Annotated in this window: 17 protein-coding genes; all 17 read right to left on the bottom strand. The window is 67.0% G+C overall.

Going from position 1 to position 13,996, the window contains the following annotated elements; genetic code table 11:
• Window positions 1-89: 89 nt before the first annotated feature.
• The 17 genes from ACO2SS_RS23495 to urtD all read right to left on the bottom strand — a co-directional run bounded on the left by ACO2SS_RS23495 (window position 90) and on the right by urtD (window position 13,993).
• Window positions 90-815 (bottom strand): pyrimidine 5'-nucleotidase, encoded by a 726-nt coding sequence (locus ACO2SS_RS23495; RefSeq protein ID WP_423280275.1) that lies wholly within the window; start codon window positions 813-815, stop codon window positions 90-92.
• Between the two features lie 81 nt (window positions 816-896).
• Complete coding sequence (argB, locus tag ACO2SS_RS23490; RefSeq protein WP_423280274.1) at window positions 897-1,790, bottom strand: acetylglutamate kinase; 894 nt, start codon at window positions 1,788-1,790, stop codon at window positions 897-899.
• A gap of 40 nt (window positions 1,791-1,830) precedes the next feature.
• Window positions 1,831-2,916 (bottom strand): sensor histidine kinase, encoded by a 1,086-nt coding sequence (locus ACO2SS_RS23485; protein ID WP_423280273.1) that lies wholly within the window; start codon window positions 2,914-2,916, stop codon window positions 1,831-1,833.
• On the bottom strand, window positions 2,913-3,350 hold the full coding sequence (locus ACO2SS_RS23480; protein ID WP_423280272.1) for a response regulator: 438 nt from the start codon (window positions 3,348-3,350) through the stop codon (window positions 2,913-2,915). Before ACO2SS_RS23480 ends, ACO2SS_RS23485 begins: the two co-directional genes overlap by 4 nt.
• Window positions 3,347-5,152: a sensor histidine kinase gene (locus ACO2SS_RS23475; protein WP_423280271.1), complete on the bottom strand. Its 1,806-nt coding sequence runs from the start codon at window positions 5,150-5,152 to the stop codon at window positions 3,347-3,349. The genes ACO2SS_RS23480 and ACO2SS_RS23475 overlap by 4 nt, the downstream gene beginning before the upstream one ends.
• Before the next feature lie 128 nt (window positions 5,153-5,280).
• Window positions 5,281-5,571, bottom strand: a complete 291-nt coding sequence (locus ACO2SS_RS23470; RefSeq protein ID WP_423280270.1) for a hypothetical protein — start codon at window positions 5,569-5,571, stop codon at window positions 5,281-5,283.
• An 8-nt stretch (window positions 5,572-5,579) separates the two neighbouring features.
• The gene (locus tag ACO2SS_RS23465; RefSeq protein ID WP_423280269.1) at window positions 5,580-5,774 is read right to left on the bottom strand and encodes a hypothetical protein; all 195 of its coding nucleotides are present in this window, start codon (window positions 5,772-5,774) and stop codon (window positions 5,580-5,582) included.
• Window positions 5,775-5,949: 175 nt separating this feature from the next.
• Window positions 5,950-6,303, bottom strand: coding sequence for a DUF423 domain-containing protein (locus ACO2SS_RS23460; RefSeq protein WP_423280268.1), 354 nt, complete (start codon window positions 6,301-6,303; stop codon window positions 5,950-5,952).
• Between the two features lie 69 nt (window positions 6,304-6,372).
• A complete protein-coding gene (gene ureC / locus ACO2SS_RS23455; RefSeq protein WP_423280267.1) occupies window positions 6,373-8,100 on the bottom strand; it encodes an urease subunit alpha in 1,728 nt (575 codons plus the stop codon).
• 13 nt (window positions 8,101-8,113) lie between these two features.
• Window positions 8,114-8,551 carry a PIN domain-containing protein gene (locus tag ACO2SS_RS23450; protein ID WP_423280266.1) on the bottom strand — a complete coding sequence of 146 codons (438 nt, stop codon included), beginning with the start codon at window positions 8,549-8,551 and terminating at the stop codon, window positions 8,114-8,116.
• Window positions 8,530-8,793, bottom strand: a complete 264-nt coding sequence (locus ACO2SS_RS23445; RefSeq protein WP_423280265.1) for an AbrB/MazE/SpoVT family DNA-binding domain-containing protein — start codon at window positions 8,791-8,793, stop codon at window positions 8,530-8,532. Before ACO2SS_RS23445 ends, ACO2SS_RS23450 begins: the two co-directional genes overlap by 22 nt.
• 116 nt (window positions 8,794-8,909) lie before the next feature.
• A complete protein-coding gene (locus tag ACO2SS_RS23440; RefSeq protein ID WP_423280264.1) occupies window positions 8,910-9,668 on the bottom strand; it encodes an SDR family oxidoreductase in 759 nt (252 codons plus the stop codon).
• A gap of 113 nt (window positions 9,669-9,781) precedes the next feature.
• The gene (locus tag ACO2SS_RS23435; protein WP_423280263.1) at window positions 9,782-10,801 is read right to left on the bottom strand and encodes a lysozyme inhibitor LprI family protein; all 1,020 of its coding nucleotides are present in this window, start codon (window positions 10,799-10,801) and stop codon (window positions 9,782-9,784) included.
• A gap of 8 nt (window positions 10,802-10,809) precedes the next feature.
• Entirely contained in the window at window positions 10,810-11,430 is a 621-nt protein-coding gene (locus ACO2SS_RS23430; RefSeq protein WP_423280262.1) for an urease subunit gamma, read from the bottom strand.
• Window positions 11,431-11,441: 11 nt separating this feature from the next.
• Window positions 11,442-12,311, bottom strand: coding sequence for an urease accessory protein UreD (locus tag ACO2SS_RS23425; RefSeq protein ID WP_423280261.1), 870 nt, complete (start codon window positions 12,309-12,311; stop codon window positions 11,442-11,444).
• 109 nt (window positions 12,312-12,420) lie between these two features.
• On the bottom strand, window positions 12,421-13,116 hold the full coding sequence (urtE, locus tag ACO2SS_RS23420; RefSeq protein ID WP_423280260.1) for an urea ABC transporter ATP-binding subunit UrtE: 696 nt from the start codon (window positions 13,114-13,116) through the stop codon (window positions 12,421-12,423).
• Window positions 13,117-13,237: 121 nt separating this feature from the next.
• The gene (gene urtD, locus ACO2SS_RS23415; RefSeq protein ID WP_423280259.1) at window positions 13,238-13,993 is read right to left on the bottom strand and encodes an urea ABC transporter ATP-binding protein UrtD; all 756 of its coding nucleotides are present in this window, start codon (window positions 13,991-13,993) and stop codon (window positions 13,238-13,240) included.
• Window positions 13,994-13,996 lie beyond the last annotated feature (3 nt).

Here is a 13,996-nt window from a genome sequence, read left to right as displayed (position 1 = left end):
GTGGCTGCTCCCCAGTCGTGTCGGCGTTCTACCGTGCGGCGCAACGTCTCAACCCTGCAGGAAATCACAGGTCGGCGGACGCCCGAGCTTCACAGAGTTCCGCAGACCGGTCCGGACAGGAAGCCGGCGAGATCGGTGGTGACGTGGTCGATATGCGGCGCCTCGACGACCTCCTGCTCGAAGGCGTCCCGGAACGGGTCCACGGTCTTTGGCAACACGAGGCAGGTGGTCATGCCAAGGTCATGCGGAACCAGGAGGTTCCTGGCGATGTCCTCAAACATCGCGGCCCGCGCCGGTTCGACCCCGTGCCTCTCCAGGAAGAGATCGTAGGCCCGCCGGTCGGGCTTGGGCGTGAAACCGGCGGCCTCGATATCGAAGACATCCTCGAAATGGTCGAAGATGCCCAGCTTCATCGCCACGTTCTGGGCGTGCTTGCGCGAGCCGTTCGTCAGGATGAGCTTGCGGCCGGGGAGCTTCTCGATGGCGTCCCCGAGCAGCGGGTTCAGCTCGATCGCCGAATGGTCGATGTCGTGAGCGAAATCGAGGAAGTCGGCCGCATCGATGCCCTCCTCCTCCATCAGCCCCCGCAGGGTCGTGCCGTAGCGGTGGTAATAGTGCTTCTGCAGCGCGCGGGCCGAGAGCCCGTCGATCTCGAAATGCTGCATCAGGTAGAGGGTGATGCGCTCGTCGACCTGCGGCCAGACCCGCGCCTCGTGCGGATAGAGCGTGTTGTCGAGATCGAAGATCCAGGTCTCGACATGCTCGAACCCGCGGGCCTGCGCCGCGGATTTGTGGGGTAAGGACAATGCGCCCATCGCGAGACGAAAAGGGGGCCATACGGCCCCGCCAATTCCGAAGATAGGAGCGACTGGAACCGGGGGGAAGCCCCGGCCGGATCAGGCCCTGACGAGCGTCCCTGCCCCGTAATCGGTGAAGAGCTCGAGCAGGACCGCATGCGGGACCTTTCCGTCGAGGATCACGACGGCCTCGACCCCGCGCTCGATCGCGTAGATGCAGGTCTCGATCTTCGGGATCATGCCGCCCGTGATGGTGCCGTCCGCGATGAGCCGCCGGCAATCCTCGACCGTGAGCTCGGGGATCAGGTTCTTGTCCTTGTCGAGCACGCCCGGCACGTCGGTCAGGAGCAGGAAGCGCTTCGCCCCCATGGCGCCTGCGATCGCACCAGCGAAGGTGTCTGCGTTGACGTTGTAGGTCTGGCCGTCGGCACCGGACGCGACCGGCGCGATGACCGGGATGAGCTCCGATTTGAGCACCGCGTCCAGCACGGCGCGGTCGACGCGCTCCGGCTCGCCGACGAAGCCGAGATCGAGCTCCCGCTCCTCCTTCGAGGCCGGATCGACCGCCGTGCGCACCGCCTTGCGGGCGACGACCATATTGCCGTCCTTGCCGCAGAGGCCGATGGCGCGCCCGCCTTCCGTCGAGATCCAGCCCACGATCTGCTTGTTGATCGAGCCGGCCAGGACCATCTCGACGACCTCGACCGTGGCTTCGTCGGTAACGCGAAGCCCGCCCTCGAAGGTCGACTTGATGCCGAGCTTGTCCAGCATGCGGCCGATCTGTGGGCCGCCGCCATGCACCACGATCGGCCGCAGGCCCGATTGCTCCAGGAGGACGATGTCCTCGGCGAAGTCCTCGGCCGCGGCCGGATCGCCCATGGCGTGTCCGCCGTACTTGATGACGACCACCTGCTGGTCGTAGCGCTGCATATGCGGCAGCGCCTGGACGAGCACCTCGGCCCGCACAGGTGCGGAGGGCAGCGTGTCGGTCATCGGAAACTCCGGTCGGGACTTCGTGTGAGGTTGGGCGCGCTCAGGCGGCGTGCTGCCGCGGCCTGGATTGGCCGGAAAAGCCGAAGGTCACGCGCATGCCCTTATGGGATTGGTCCTGCCCCCACTCGGCATCGAGCTTGGTCGCCATGGCCTTGACGATCATCCGGCCGAGCCCCTTGGCCGAGCGGGGAGCGGGAGGTGTCTCATCTCGGCCCACGCCGTCGTCCTCCACGACCAGCATCACGCGGCCCGTGGGCTCCTTGTGCAGCTTCACCCGGATCGGCCCCTTCCCGTCCGGATAGGCGTACTTCATGGCGTTCAGCACGAGTTCGGTCACCACGACGCCGACCGCGACCGCCTTGTCGGGGTCGACTTCGACGGCTTCCGCCTCGAGCAGGATGCGGTGTGCCTCGCCGTCCTCGGCCGAGTTCCGCAGGTCCTCGACCAAGCCCTTCAGGTACTGGTCGAGCGCGACCGACTGGACGTCGTCGGACGTGTAGAGGCGACGGTGCACCTGGGCGACGGCCATTACGCGCCGGTTCGCACCGGCGAGAGCGGATTTCACATCCTCGTTCTGGCTGGCCGAGGCCTGTAGATGCAGGAGTGCCGCGATGATCTGGAGCGAGTTCCCGACGCGGTGGTTCACCTCCCGCATCAGGAGCGCGCGCTCGGCCGCAAGGGCCTCGAAGCGGTCCCGTGCCTCGCGCACCTCCGCCTCGGCGGCCTCCTTGGCGCGGCGCAGCCCGACCGCATGAATAGCCTGCTCGATCGCGGCGGTCAGAAGCGGGAGGAACTCCTCACCGATCGTCTTCACGACATAATCGGAGGCGCCGGCCTTGAGGGCGGCAACGGCGACGCTGCTCTCCTGCGTGCCGGTCACATAGACGACGGGAGGCGGATCGGGCAGCGCTCGGATGCGCGCCAGCGTCTCGAGCCCGTCCTGGCCCGGCATGTAGTGATCGAGCGCCACGACATCGATGCCGCCCTGCTCGATCCGGCGGAGGCCGCTGTCGCCATTCTGCGCGATCTCGACCGTATAGCCGCGCCGCTCCAGCCCCTTCTGGACGAGGCGGGCCAGACCAGGGTCGTCATCGACATACAGGACGCGGAGCGACCGGTCGGTCATGCGGCCTCGGGCACCTGAATCACGGAGAAGAAGAGCCCAAGCTGGCGGATCGCGTTGGCGAAGCCTTCGTAGTTCACCGGCTTGGTGATGTAGACGTTGCAGCCCAGGTCGTAGCAGCGCTGGATTTCGCGCTGATCGTCCGTGGTGGTGAGGATCACGACCGGCGCACGGCGCAGATGCTCGTTGTCCTTCACGATCTTCAGGATGTCGACGCCCGTCATGTCGGGCAGGTTCAGGTCGAGCAGGATGAGGAGCGGCCTGCCGGCATTGTCGCGGCCGCTTCCATCGGGGCCGAGGAGATGAGCGAGGGCGCTGGTCCCGTTCGCGAAGGGCAGGATTTCGTTGGTGACGCCCGCACGGCGGATGTTCTTCTCGATCAGACGGGCGTGACCCTCGTCGTCCTCGACCATGATGATGGTCACGGGCATCGTCATGCTGCCTTCCTTTGCGTCTCGGCCGACCACCGCTTAGGCAAGACGACGGAGAAAGTCGAACCCTGGCCGGGCTTCGACGTCAAGGTAATCGTGCCGCCGAGGCGTCGAACCAGCGCGCGCACATGCGCGAGCCCGATCCCCTCGCCTGGCCGGTCCTGCGTACCCGCACGACGAAACAGTTCGAAGACACGGTCTCGATCCTTGGGGTCGATGCCGCGGCCGTTATCGCGAACTTCATAGACGACATTCGGGCCTCTGACCCGCCCCGTCACCTCGATCTCGCCCGGCACGCCGGGACGGAGATACTTGATCGCATTCTCCACGAGATTGGAGAAGATCTGCTCGAGCGCAAGGCGGTCGCTCGCGATCGGCGGGAGGCGGGAGACCTCGATCGTGGCGTTCGCGGCCTCTGCCTGGACGGTGGCGTTCTTCCTGATCGCCTCGATCAGGGCCGTCATGTCGACGCGCTCCGGCCGGAAATCGCGGCGTCCTTCACGCGACAGCTTCAGGATCGCGTTGATGAGGCGGTCCATCTTGCTGATGGATGTCCGGATGAAGCTGATCGCCTCGTCGAAGTCCTCGCCGAGCTGCTTGTCGGCCTTCTGATCCGCCGGGGAGACGTCCGGTCCCCGCAACGCTTCCAGCCGCCGGAACGTATCCTCGCGCAGGGCTTCCAGCTCGGACGTGAACCCCATGATGTTCACGAGCGGCGAGCGCAGGTCGTGGCTGACGATGTAGGCGAAGCGCTGCGCCTCCTCGTTCGCCTCGCGGAGATCGGCCTCGCGCTCCTGCAGGGATTGCGAGGCGTAGGCGAGGCGCGCGCCGACCTGGTTCGCCTCTGCGAGGCGGGTGTGGAGCGGTTCGACGGGTTCGCCGCGCCCGAGCGCCTCGGCCCGTTCCGAAAGCTGCCGGATGGGCGCCGTGATGCGCTGGCCGAAAAGGAGCCCGAGCACGACCGAGAGGGCGACGATCACGATCCCGATAGCGGCAAAGAGCGAGAGCGACCGCCAAAGCGGCTCGTTGAGCTCGGCGTACCGGATGCCGACGGCCGCCACGAAGCCCGTCAGCCGCGAGCGTGAATAGGCTCCGAAAATCGGAATCCCGTCAGCCGTAGTACCGGCCCAGGTGCCTTCGAGCCCCACCGTGCTGTCCCGAAGATCCTGCGTGGCGAGCTTGCCGACGAAATCCTCCGGCCGAGGGGTGCGGGCCATGATGACGCCGGCGCGGTCCACGATCGAGACCGTATAGCTGGCCGGATGTTCTGCCCGCGCGATGATGCTCTGGAGGCGGCTCTGGCTCAGGCTGAAGGCGAGCACATAGGCGGGTGCGCCGCCCCGGCGGACGAGCGTCGTTATCCCGAAGACAAGTTCGCTGGACACTCGGCCCTTGAAGAGATCGGTCACTACGGCGCGCCCGGGCTCGCGAATGGCTCCCTGGATGGGCATGTTTCCGCTCGGCAGCGGCTCCCCCCAGGGTACGCGCACGTTGACGAGCTGCTGGCCGTTCAGGTCGAAGAGGACCGGGGCGATCCCTTCCTGGCGCTCGGCGAACTGCTTCGCCTGGTTGTAGAAGGCCTGAAAGTCTCCACTCTGCAGGTTTGTGGAAAGCGCCAGGACGTCCAGCGACGCAGCCAGGCCCGCGATCTCCTGGTCGAGAGCGACGGCCACATTGCGCGCCACATCGCCCGCCTCGTCCTCCAGGCGCGTCCGCTCGTTTGCGGCGATCTGCCACAACAGGAAGCCGACGAAGACCAGGATCGGGGCGGCGAGGACGGCCGTGAAGATACCGAGATGCCCGCGCACCGAAATCGCGCGGATCGGTGCGGGCTCAGGCGCCGCGTCGGATGGATCGAGCGTATCTGGCATGGGGCGAGTGGCTGGCCGGGCGGGCGGTGCTGCAGTCGGACGCCGAGGCGTCCTTCACAAGCGGATCAAGGCCTGTGTTCGAGCCGACCCCAGGCCGGTTGCCACAATCCGCTCTTGTCGATCACGACCACCTCCCGACTGAGTTCGTTGGCGAGGTGGCACCCGACCGCGAGGGCCTGATGTGCTCCGAGGGACCCGTCGCGGCCGAAACTGATCGGAGGAACGTCGCTTCCGGGCACCAGTATGGGACCCTCCACCTCGCCGACAGCATCCTTGCCGCCTCGTCGGATGGTCACAGTGACGGCATCGGGGTCGGGGTCCTCGACTTGGGCGAAGCTGTTGGCGGGGGTAGCCATCCTGCCCGTCAGCCCGCGGGTGCGAGTTCGGTCTCCGCGACGGCCCGCTCCTGCCCGTTCGGGCTCTTGATGCGGTAATGGTAATCACCGTTCGGGGTCGCCGGCAGCTGGCGAACCACCTCGTAGACCCCGTCGCCCGAACGGTCGAGAAACCGAGTCCTGACCTTCACGCGCTGCCCCACGATGAAGCGATGCTCCGCCATATCGGTACTCCTTGCTGCACAAGGCCGAGCGCGTCGCCGGGCTGGCGCCTCAAGGGCCTTCTCGGACGGCAACCAATAGTCGAGAGGGCGCCGTAAGGCGCGCAAGATGGCGGGTCGGCGCAGATCGGCCGATGTCCCCACCTTTATATTGCTGAGCTTGGGGAAAGGGCAAGTTTTACGCTGGGTTTCGTCCGACGATAACGGCCGAGGCCGCGACGAGCGCCCAGCCGGCTATGAGCAGGATGCCGCCTGCCGGCGCCGCCATGGGGAACAGCGCCGCGCCCTGGAATGCGCGGGAGGCGAGATCTCCCGAGAAGAGCGCCAGTCCAACCGCAAGAAGGCTCCCGGCCGCGAGAGCCGTCGGACGATGGACGAGATACGTCGCGATCGCTGCCGCAAGCCCGATCAGCGCTGGCGCATGCGCCAGAAGGAAGCGGGCCGACACATCCAGCGTGCCGCCGCCCGTGACGTGGGAGGCCGCCGCCGAGAGCGCGACGCCAAGGCAACCTGCGATGGCGCCGAGTGCCACCAAGACGCGTTCGGGCCAACCGCTCGCAGAACCCACCCCCGGCATCGCCGCCTCGAAATCTCCGGCGCCTCAGAACAGAAAGTAGCGCTGGGCCATGGGTAGCACCTCGGCCGGCTCGCAGACCAGAAGCTCGCCGTCGGCACGAACGTCGTAGGTCTCCGGGTCGACCTCGATCACGGGGGTCGCGTCGTTGTTGACCATGCTCTTCTTGGAGATGCCGCCCCGCACATTTTCGACCGCCACGAGCTGCTTTCCGACCCCGAGCCGGTGCGCGAGCCCGTCCTCGACCGCGGCGCCGGACACGAAGGTCAGGGACGTTTGCATCCGGGCCCGCCCGAATGCCCCGAACATCGGGCGGTAATGCACGGGCTGCGGGGTTGGGATGGAGGCGTTCGGATCGCCCATCGGGGCGGCCGCGATCGCCCCGCCCTTGATGATGCAATCCGGCTTCACGCCGAAGAAGGCCGGCGACCAGACGACGAGATCCGCAAGCTTCCCAACCTCGACCGAGCCGATATGCCTCGAGACGCCGTGCGCGATGGCGGGGTTGATCGTGTACTTCGCCACGTAGCGGCGGGCGCGCAGGTTGTCGTTGTCGCCCGTCTCGCCGGGAAGCGGGCCGCGCTGGCGCTTCATCTTGTCGGCCGTCTGCCAGGTCCGGATGATCACCTCGCCGACGCGGCCCATGGCCTGGCTGTCCGAGGACATCATCGAGAGCGCGCCGATATCGTGGAGGATGTCCTCGGCCGCGATCGTCTCCTTGCGGATGCGGCTTTCCGCGAATGCGAGGTCCTCGGGGATCGAGGGCGACAGGTGATGGCACACCATCAGCATGTCGAGATGCTCGTCGATGGTGTTCTTCGTGTAGGGCCGCGTGGGGTTCGTGGAGGACGGCAGCACGTTCGGCAGGCCCGCGACCTTGATGATGTCCGGCGCATGCCCGCCGCCCGCGCCCTCGGTGTGGAAGGCATGGATGGTGCGGCCCTTGAAGGCCGCGATCGTGTCCTCGACGAAGCCCGACTCGTTCAGCGTATCGGTATGGATCATCACCTGGATGTCGAACCGGTCGGCGACGTCCAGGCAGCAATCGATCGCGCCGGGCGTCGTTCCCCAATCCTCGTGCAGCTTCATGGCGCAGGCGCCCGCCCGCACCATTTCCTCGAGCGCCGCCGGCTGCGACGCGTTCCCCTTGCCGGCAAAGCCGATGTTCATCGGAAAGGCATCCGCCGCTTCGATCATGCGGGCGAGGTGCCACGGGCCGGGCGTGCAGGTGGTGGCGAAGGTGCCGTGCGCCGGGCCGGTGCCGCCCCCGAGCATCGACGTGACGCCCGACATCAACGCCTCCTCGATCTGCTGCGGGCAGATGAAGTGGATGTGGCTGTCGAAGCCGCCCGCCGTGACGATCTTGCCCTCGCCGGCGATGACCTCGGTGCCAGGGCCCACGATGATGTCGACGTTCGACTGCACGTCGGGATTGCCGGCCTTGCCGATCGCTACGATCCGCCCGGCGGAGATGCCGATATCGGCCTTCACGATGCCCCAGTGATCGAGGATCACGGCGTTGGTGATCACGGTGTCGACGGCGCCCGCGAAGTTGGGCGCTTGGCTCTGCCCCATCCCGTCCCGGATGACCTTGCCACCGCCGAACTTCACCTCCTCGCCATAGGTCGTGTGATCGCGCTCGACCTCGATCACCAGCGATGTGTCGGCCAGCCTGATGCGGTCGCCCGTGGTCGGGCCGAACATGTCGGCATAGGCCGAACGGGGGAGGGACGCGGGCGGTCGGGAGTTGGTCACTTCGGAGCCTCGCTCATCGGGTCTTCGGCTTGAGTTGGCGGAACAGCTCGCTTCGCCGCATGCGTGCGTCGAAGGTCACGGTCGCCTCGCATCCCGCGTGCCGGTTTACCTGTCCAAGCAGGTGATCCGTAAAGCCAGGCTTTCCACGTCGGAAGCCGTCGAGCGCTGCTGCGACGGCTTCGCGATGATCAAGGACGACGTTTGCGGCCGACAGGAGCTTCTCCAGGATGTCGATCAACACCGGCTTCGGCTGCGCCAGTGGATTCTCAAGCACCCACACGCTCTCCACGAGCACGACCAAATTGACGTAGAAGGTCTCGCCGCTCGTAAGGACTAGGTCCCGTGCCGCGCGCATATGGCCGGGACTGTCGTCTGGCCAGACACTCTTATCGATCAGCGCCCGAAGAAGGACGTTCGTATCAAGCCCGATCACGGCCGTCCGGACCGCCATCGAGCGGTCCGGCTCTGTTCAATCCAGCGTGCGATCTGATCCCCGTCGACGGTGGTCGGCGCCTGCGAGACGATGCCGATCAGATCACCAAGGGAGGCCGACAAGGCTTCTACCTCGACCCTTCCCTCCTCGCTGCGGCGGAAGACGAGCTTGTCGCCGCTTTTCAGGCCGAGCGCGGAGCGGAGCTTCGCCGGGATCGTCACCTGGCCCTTCGAGGTCACGGTCGCTTCGAAGGTTTTCATCGCTTCGCCTTACTTTACGCCCCGAACGTAAGGGGAGCGCGCTGCGGCAGCAACTGGAGCATCGGAAGCGAAGCTTCGGCCCCGTGTGGACAGCGGACGAGGAGGGTGCCGTCCCCTTACAGCTTCACGCCCTCGAGATAACCGCGGTTCCAGGTCGGGCTGATCAGGATCTCGTTCACGCAGACGGTCGCCGGCATGCGGGCGACGAAGAGGATCGTCTCCGCCATGTCCTCCATCTGCAGCATGCGGGCCTTGTCCTCGGCCGTGACCGGGATCGGGCGCTTATCGATGATCGGCGTCGCGACCTCGCCCGGGCAGATGCAGCAGGACCGGATGCCGTTCCCGCATTCTTCCTGGTTGATGCTTTCGGACAGGGCGACGAGCGCGTGCTTCGCGGCCGAATAGGCCGGCCCGGTCAGGCGGGAAACGTAGCGGCCCGCCCAAGACGAGATCTGGATGATGAGGCCAGACCGTCGCTCTCGCATCATCGGCAGGACGGCTCGGGATGAATAGAAGGGGCCGTTGAGGTCGGCCCCGATCACGGCATCGATACCGGCAGCCTCGATCTCCTCCCAGCTCCGCTTGGGCACGTTCAGGCCCGCCGAGTTCACCAGGATGTCGCAGCGCCCGAAGCGCTCCCGGATCGTGCCGGCCACCCTTTCCACATCCTCGGACCGGCTCATATCGGCTGCCGCGACGAAAGCCTCTCCGCCGCTCTGACGAATTGCTGCGGCCGTTTCCTCCAGAGCCTCTGGCCTTCTGCCGCTGAGCACCAGCTTTGCGCCTGCCGACGCGAGCGAAGTTGCAGCGGCGGCGCCGATGCCTGATCCGGCGCCCGTGACCCAGGCGACCTCGCCCTCGATAGACCGCTGCATGTTTTCTCCCTTTCGGCTCCAGCCTCTGCGGGCCTGATTTCACCAACATCCCGGCGGGCTTCAGCCCGCCTCAGGCGCGTGGCGCCCGCCCGAAAACTCTGCTCCGATCGACCCTATGGCAAGGGAAAGCCAGGCTTCGCGAGCCGCCGCAGCTCTCCATAGGAGATCGTGCAGGTGAACGCCCCGAGCGCGTAGGGAGCGACCGAATAGGGCATGAAGGTCACCTCCACCGAGCTCCCGCCGAAGGTCCAGTTCGCGAGGTCACCCAGCGTCTCTGCGACGCCCTTCTTCGCGTCGCCGGCAAGATCCTGCAGCATTGCCTTCCCTTCGGGGCCATCCGGATCGTCGCCGCCTTCCCTGATCTTCTCGCGCAGCTGCCTGCCGACCTGCTCCTCGCACATCGACACGATCGCGTTCCGGTTCGCGCCATCGACCAAGTCGCCGATCGACAGTTCGCGTCCCGACTTCATGTCGATGTTGATCGTCGCGAGGGAGGGGTTCGGATGCGCCCCGCCGCTCATCTCGTAGCCATCGATACGGATCGAGAGCAGGCGATCCGACGCATATGCGATCCGGGCCTTCCGTTCCCACTCGTAGGGCGTGGCGCTTGCAGGATCGCCTGTCTTGGTCGGCGCCTCGGCCACGATCTTGCGAACCTTCCCGTTCAGCAGGTTCTCGGCCGGGGATTTCGGCGCCGGGAAGCGGAACAGGAACAGGTTCACAGCGTAGGTGTACTTGCCGCCGGGGCGATCGACGATCACGGGCGTGAGCGGGTTCGGAGTACCGGGGCCGGAATCCGGCTCCGCCGAGAGCGCGCGGGCCCGGACGAGATTGCGCTCGCGGAGGCAGGACGCGAGGGCGCTGTCGCTCTGGCAACGCAGGTCCCTCATCTTCAGCCAGGCCCGCTGGTTCCGGACCAGAGCCGTCAGCTCCGCGCCGGAGAGAGTGCCCCGGAGTTTGTCGAAGGCGGCGCTCATCGCGTCATCGGCGGCCTTTGCGGCCGGGTCGCCGCAGATCGCTCGCTCGACCTTGCTCTTCGCCTGGGCGCAGTCGAACGCGAGCGCCGGCGCCGCGACCCCGACGCCGAAGGCAGAAAGACCAGCAAGGCTGGCTCGTCGGAGGGACCCTGCCATGGCGCGGCCTATACCTGCCCCATCACGTCCTGGCGGAAGCCATAGACCTCGCGCTTTCCACCATACGGGACAAGCACGACTTCGCGCGTCGAGCCCGGCTCGAACCGCACCGCGGTTCCTGGGGCGATGTCGAGCCGCTTTCCGCGCGCCAACTCACGGTCGAAGCGCAATGCCGGGTTCGATTCGAAGAAGTGGTAGTGGGACCCAACCTGGATCGGCCGGTCGCCCGTATTGGCGACGGTCACGATCGTGCGCTCCGCGCCCTCGTTGAAGACGATCTCGCCCGGCTGCGTCGTCACCTTCCCGGGCACGTCCTCGGACGCGGCTCCGCGGATCGGATGATGGACGGTGACGAGCTTGGTGCCGTCCGGGAACGTGGCCTCGACCTGGATGTCGTGGATCATCTCGGGCACGCCCGGCATCACCTGATCGGCCGTGAGCACATGTGCGCCCGCCTCCATCAGTTCCGCGACCGAGCGGCCGTCCCGCGCGCCCTCGACAACGAAATCGGTGATGAGGGCGATCGCCTCGGGGTGGTTCAACTTCACGCCCCGCTGCAGCCGGTTGCGGGCCACCATCGCGGCCATGGCGACGAGCAGCTTGTCCTTTTCGCGCGGCGTGAGGTTCACGAACGGCTCCGTCAGAGATGCCAGACACGCGGCAGCTTCTGGCCGCGGAACAGAGTCATGAAGCGTGCGGCGTCCCGCCGCAACGTCTCGATATCCGGCGCGAGGAAGCGAACGGCAAGCAGTCCGTCCCAGGCGCTCGCGCCACGCTCGCTCTCACCGTCCTCGAGAGCCGCACGGGCCTCCTCGATCCGGCTCTCCGCATCCGACGCCACATAGACGATGGTTGCAAGCGCGCGGCGGCCGAAGGCCGTCGTGCGCTTCGCGAGCTGGTCGGCGATGACGCCCGTGATGCGGAGCGTGTCCGCATAGACGAGGCGGTCGCCGCGGCGGATGCGCCAGCGATCCGCATAGGCCCCGCTGCGCATCGTCTCGCCGAAGGCGGCCCGGCCGAAAACGGTCGCCTCGAACAGGAGTGCCGATGCGCCCGGCTCCAGCGCGACCTCCAGCGAGCGCCGAAGCCGCGCTGCGTCGTAGAGGATGGTTTCCTGCGGCACCCAGTCGAGGCGCCCCTCATTCGCGACTCGGATCGTCGTCGCGATTTCGGCCGTGTCGCCCTCGGAGCGGTAGATCTTCTCGGCCGCGGCCGTCGTGACGACCAGTTGGGCGCCGCCTCCCACCTCGATATGCGTTGCGAAGCGGTCGCCGGCCGCAATGCCGCCGCCCGTGTTGATGGTGACCGCCTCCAGCGCCGGCCCCTCGGTCTTGGGCAATCTCAGGCGCGCCGAGCCGGTCTCGGCGATGCGCACGACGCGCGTCGCAGCCCCGAGCCGCTCGACGCCGAGCGCGATGCGGGCATCGGCCCGCTGGCGGCGGGTTGATTGCTGAACGGTGTCTTGGCCGAGCTTGTCCCGGCCACCCCGTTCGGAAAAATGCGAGATCAATCGAGCCGTCGGCGCAGAGGAGGGGCCGATCGCGGATCGGCTCGGGGGTGCAAACAATATCGGGGTGGCCGGGACAAGCCCGGCTATGACTCTGGCCCGCTCGCGACCGTCAGATCGCCATGCGACGCCGGACATCGTCGCCTGCGAGTTCGGCCCTGCCGCCGGACACGACCACCTCGCCGCGCTCCATCAGGATGAAGCGGTCCGCGAGGTCGCGCGCGAACTCGAAATACTGCTCGACCAGGAGGATCGCCATGTCGCCGCGCTCGCGCAGGTACGAGATCGCCCGGCCGATATCCTTGATGATCGACGGCTGGATGCCCTCGGTCGGCTCGTCGAGCACGAGCAGTTTCGGGCGGGTCGTCAGGGCGCGCCCGATGGCGAGCTGCTGCTGCTGACCGCCTGATAAGTCGCCGCCGCGCCGGTTCATCATCGATTTCAGAATCGGGAAGATCTCGAACACTTCGTCCGGCACGCTGCGCTGACCCCGCTTGAGAGGCGCGTAGCCGGTCTCGAGGTTCTCGCGCACGGTCAGCAGGGGGAAAATCTCTCGGCCCTGCGGGACATACGCGATGCCATTGCGGGCGCGATCATAGGGCTTCATGCGGGCGATATCCCGCCCCTCGAGCGTGATCGACCCGCCCGCGATCGGCCGGTGGCCGACGATGGCGCGCATCAGCGACGACTTGCCGACGCCGTTGCGGCCAAGCACGCAGGTCACCTGGCCGGGCCTCGCCTCGACGGAGACGCCGCGCAGCGCCTGTGCGGCGCCGTAGAAGAGGGTGACGTTTTCGACGTTCAGCATCTGCTGTCATTCCGGCCGAAGCGCAGCGGAGAGCCGGAACCCACGATGGGGCTCCGGAGTCTGGATGTGGGTTCCCGGTTCGATGCTGCGCATCGCCCCGGAATGACGGCGCGAGCCACCCTCACCGTCCCAGATACACTTCGATCACGCGCTCGTTAGCGCTGACCTGGTCGAGCGGGCCCTCGGCGAGGACCGAGCCCTCGTGCAGGCAGGTGACCTTCACGCCGAGGTCGCGCACGAACACCATGTCGTGCTCGACCACGACCACGGCACGCGTCTTGGCGATCTCGCGCAGGAGGTCGGCCGTGTCGGCCGTCTCCTGGTCGGTCATGCCGGCAGCCGGCTCGTCGACGAGGAGCAGCTTCGGCTCCTGGGCCAGCAGCATGCCGATTTCCAGCCACTGCTTCTGGCCGTGACTGAGTTCGGCGGCCCTGCGGGCGCGATGATCCTTGAGCCGGACGCGCTCGAGCAGCGACTCCACCCGCTCGCGCTCCGCGCGGCTCTCGCGCCAGAACAGGGTCGGGAAGGCGCGGCGATCCGCCTTCAGGGCAAGGCGCAGGTTGTCCTCGACCGTATGCATGTCGAACACGGTCGGGGTCTGGAATTTTCGACCGATGCCCAGCTGCGCGATCGAGGCCTCGTCGAGCTTGGTCAGGTCGTACTTGCCGCCCCCGAAACTCGCCTGGCCGGAGGTCGGCCGCGTCTTGCCCGTGATGACGTCCATCATGGTTGTCTTGCCCGCGCCGTTCGGGCCGATGATGGCGCGCATCTCGTGCTCGTCGATGGCGAGCGACAGGTTGTTCAACGCCCGAAAGCCGTCGAACACGACCGAGACCGCGTCGAGATAGAGCAGGGAGGGCGTGGTGGTGGTCTGCATGGC

The organism is Enterovirga sp. CN4-39 (genome assembly GCF_049446235.1).
In the GTDB taxonomy this organism is placed as follows: Bacteria; Pseudomonadota; Alphaproteobacteria; order Rhizobiales; family Beijerinckiaceae; genus Enterovirga.
Note: the sequence above shows the minus strand (reverse complement) of the source record. Positions and strands in the feature narration are given on the sequence as shown.

What these genes read in the sequence shown, in the direction of transcription:
- urtD (WP_423280259.1), bottom strand. Translation starts at nt 13,993, where the DNA reads ATGCAGACCACCACCACGCCCTCCCTGCTCTATCTCGACGCGGTCTCG.
- ACO2SS_RS23480 (WP_423280272.1), bottom strand. Translation starts at nt 3,350, where the DNA reads ATGACGATGCCCGTGACCATCATCATGGTCGAGGACGACGAGGGTCAC.
- ACO2SS_RS23495 (WP_423280275.1), bottom strand. Translation starts at nt 815, where the DNA reads ATGGGCGCATTGTCCTTACCCCACAAATCCGCGGCGCAGGCCCGCGGG.
- ACO2SS_RS23450 (WP_423280266.1), bottom strand. Translation starts at nt 8,551, where the DNA reads ATGGCGGTCCGGACGGCCGTGATCGGGCTTGATACGAACGTCCTTCTT.
- urtE (WP_423280260.1), bottom strand. Translation starts at nt 13,116, where the DNA reads ATGCTGAACGTCGAAAACGTCACCCTCTTCTACGGCGCCGCACAGGCG.
- argB (WP_423280274.1), bottom strand. Translation starts at nt 1,790, where the DNA reads ATGACCGACACGCTGCCCTCCGCACCTGTGCGGGCCGAGGTGCTCGTC.
- ACO2SS_RS23485 (WP_423280273.1), bottom strand. Translation starts at nt 2,916, where the DNA reads ATGACCGACCGGTCGCTCCGCGTCCTGTATGTCGATGACGACCCTGGT.
- ACO2SS_RS23465 (WP_423280269.1), bottom strand. Translation starts at nt 5,774, where the DNA reads ATGGCGGAGCATCGCTTCATCGTGGGGCAGCGCGTGAAGGTCAGGACT.
- ACO2SS_RS23470 (WP_423280270.1), bottom strand. Translation starts at nt 5,571, where the DNA reads ATGGCTACCCCCGCCAACAGCTTCGCCCAAGTCGAGGACCCCGACCCC.
- ACO2SS_RS23445 (WP_423280265.1), bottom strand. Translation starts at nt 8,793, where the DNA reads ATGAAAACCTTCGAAGCGACCGTGACCTCGAAGGGCCAGGTGACGATC.
- ACO2SS_RS23435 (WP_423280263.1), bottom strand. Translation starts at nt 10,801, where the DNA reads ATGGCAGGGTCCCTCCGACGAGCCAGCCTTGCTGGTCTTTCTGCCTTC.
- ACO2SS_RS23440 (WP_423280264.1), bottom strand. Translation starts at nt 9,668, where the DNA reads ATGCAGCGGTCTATCGAGGGCGAGGTCGCCTGGGTCACGGGCGCCGGA.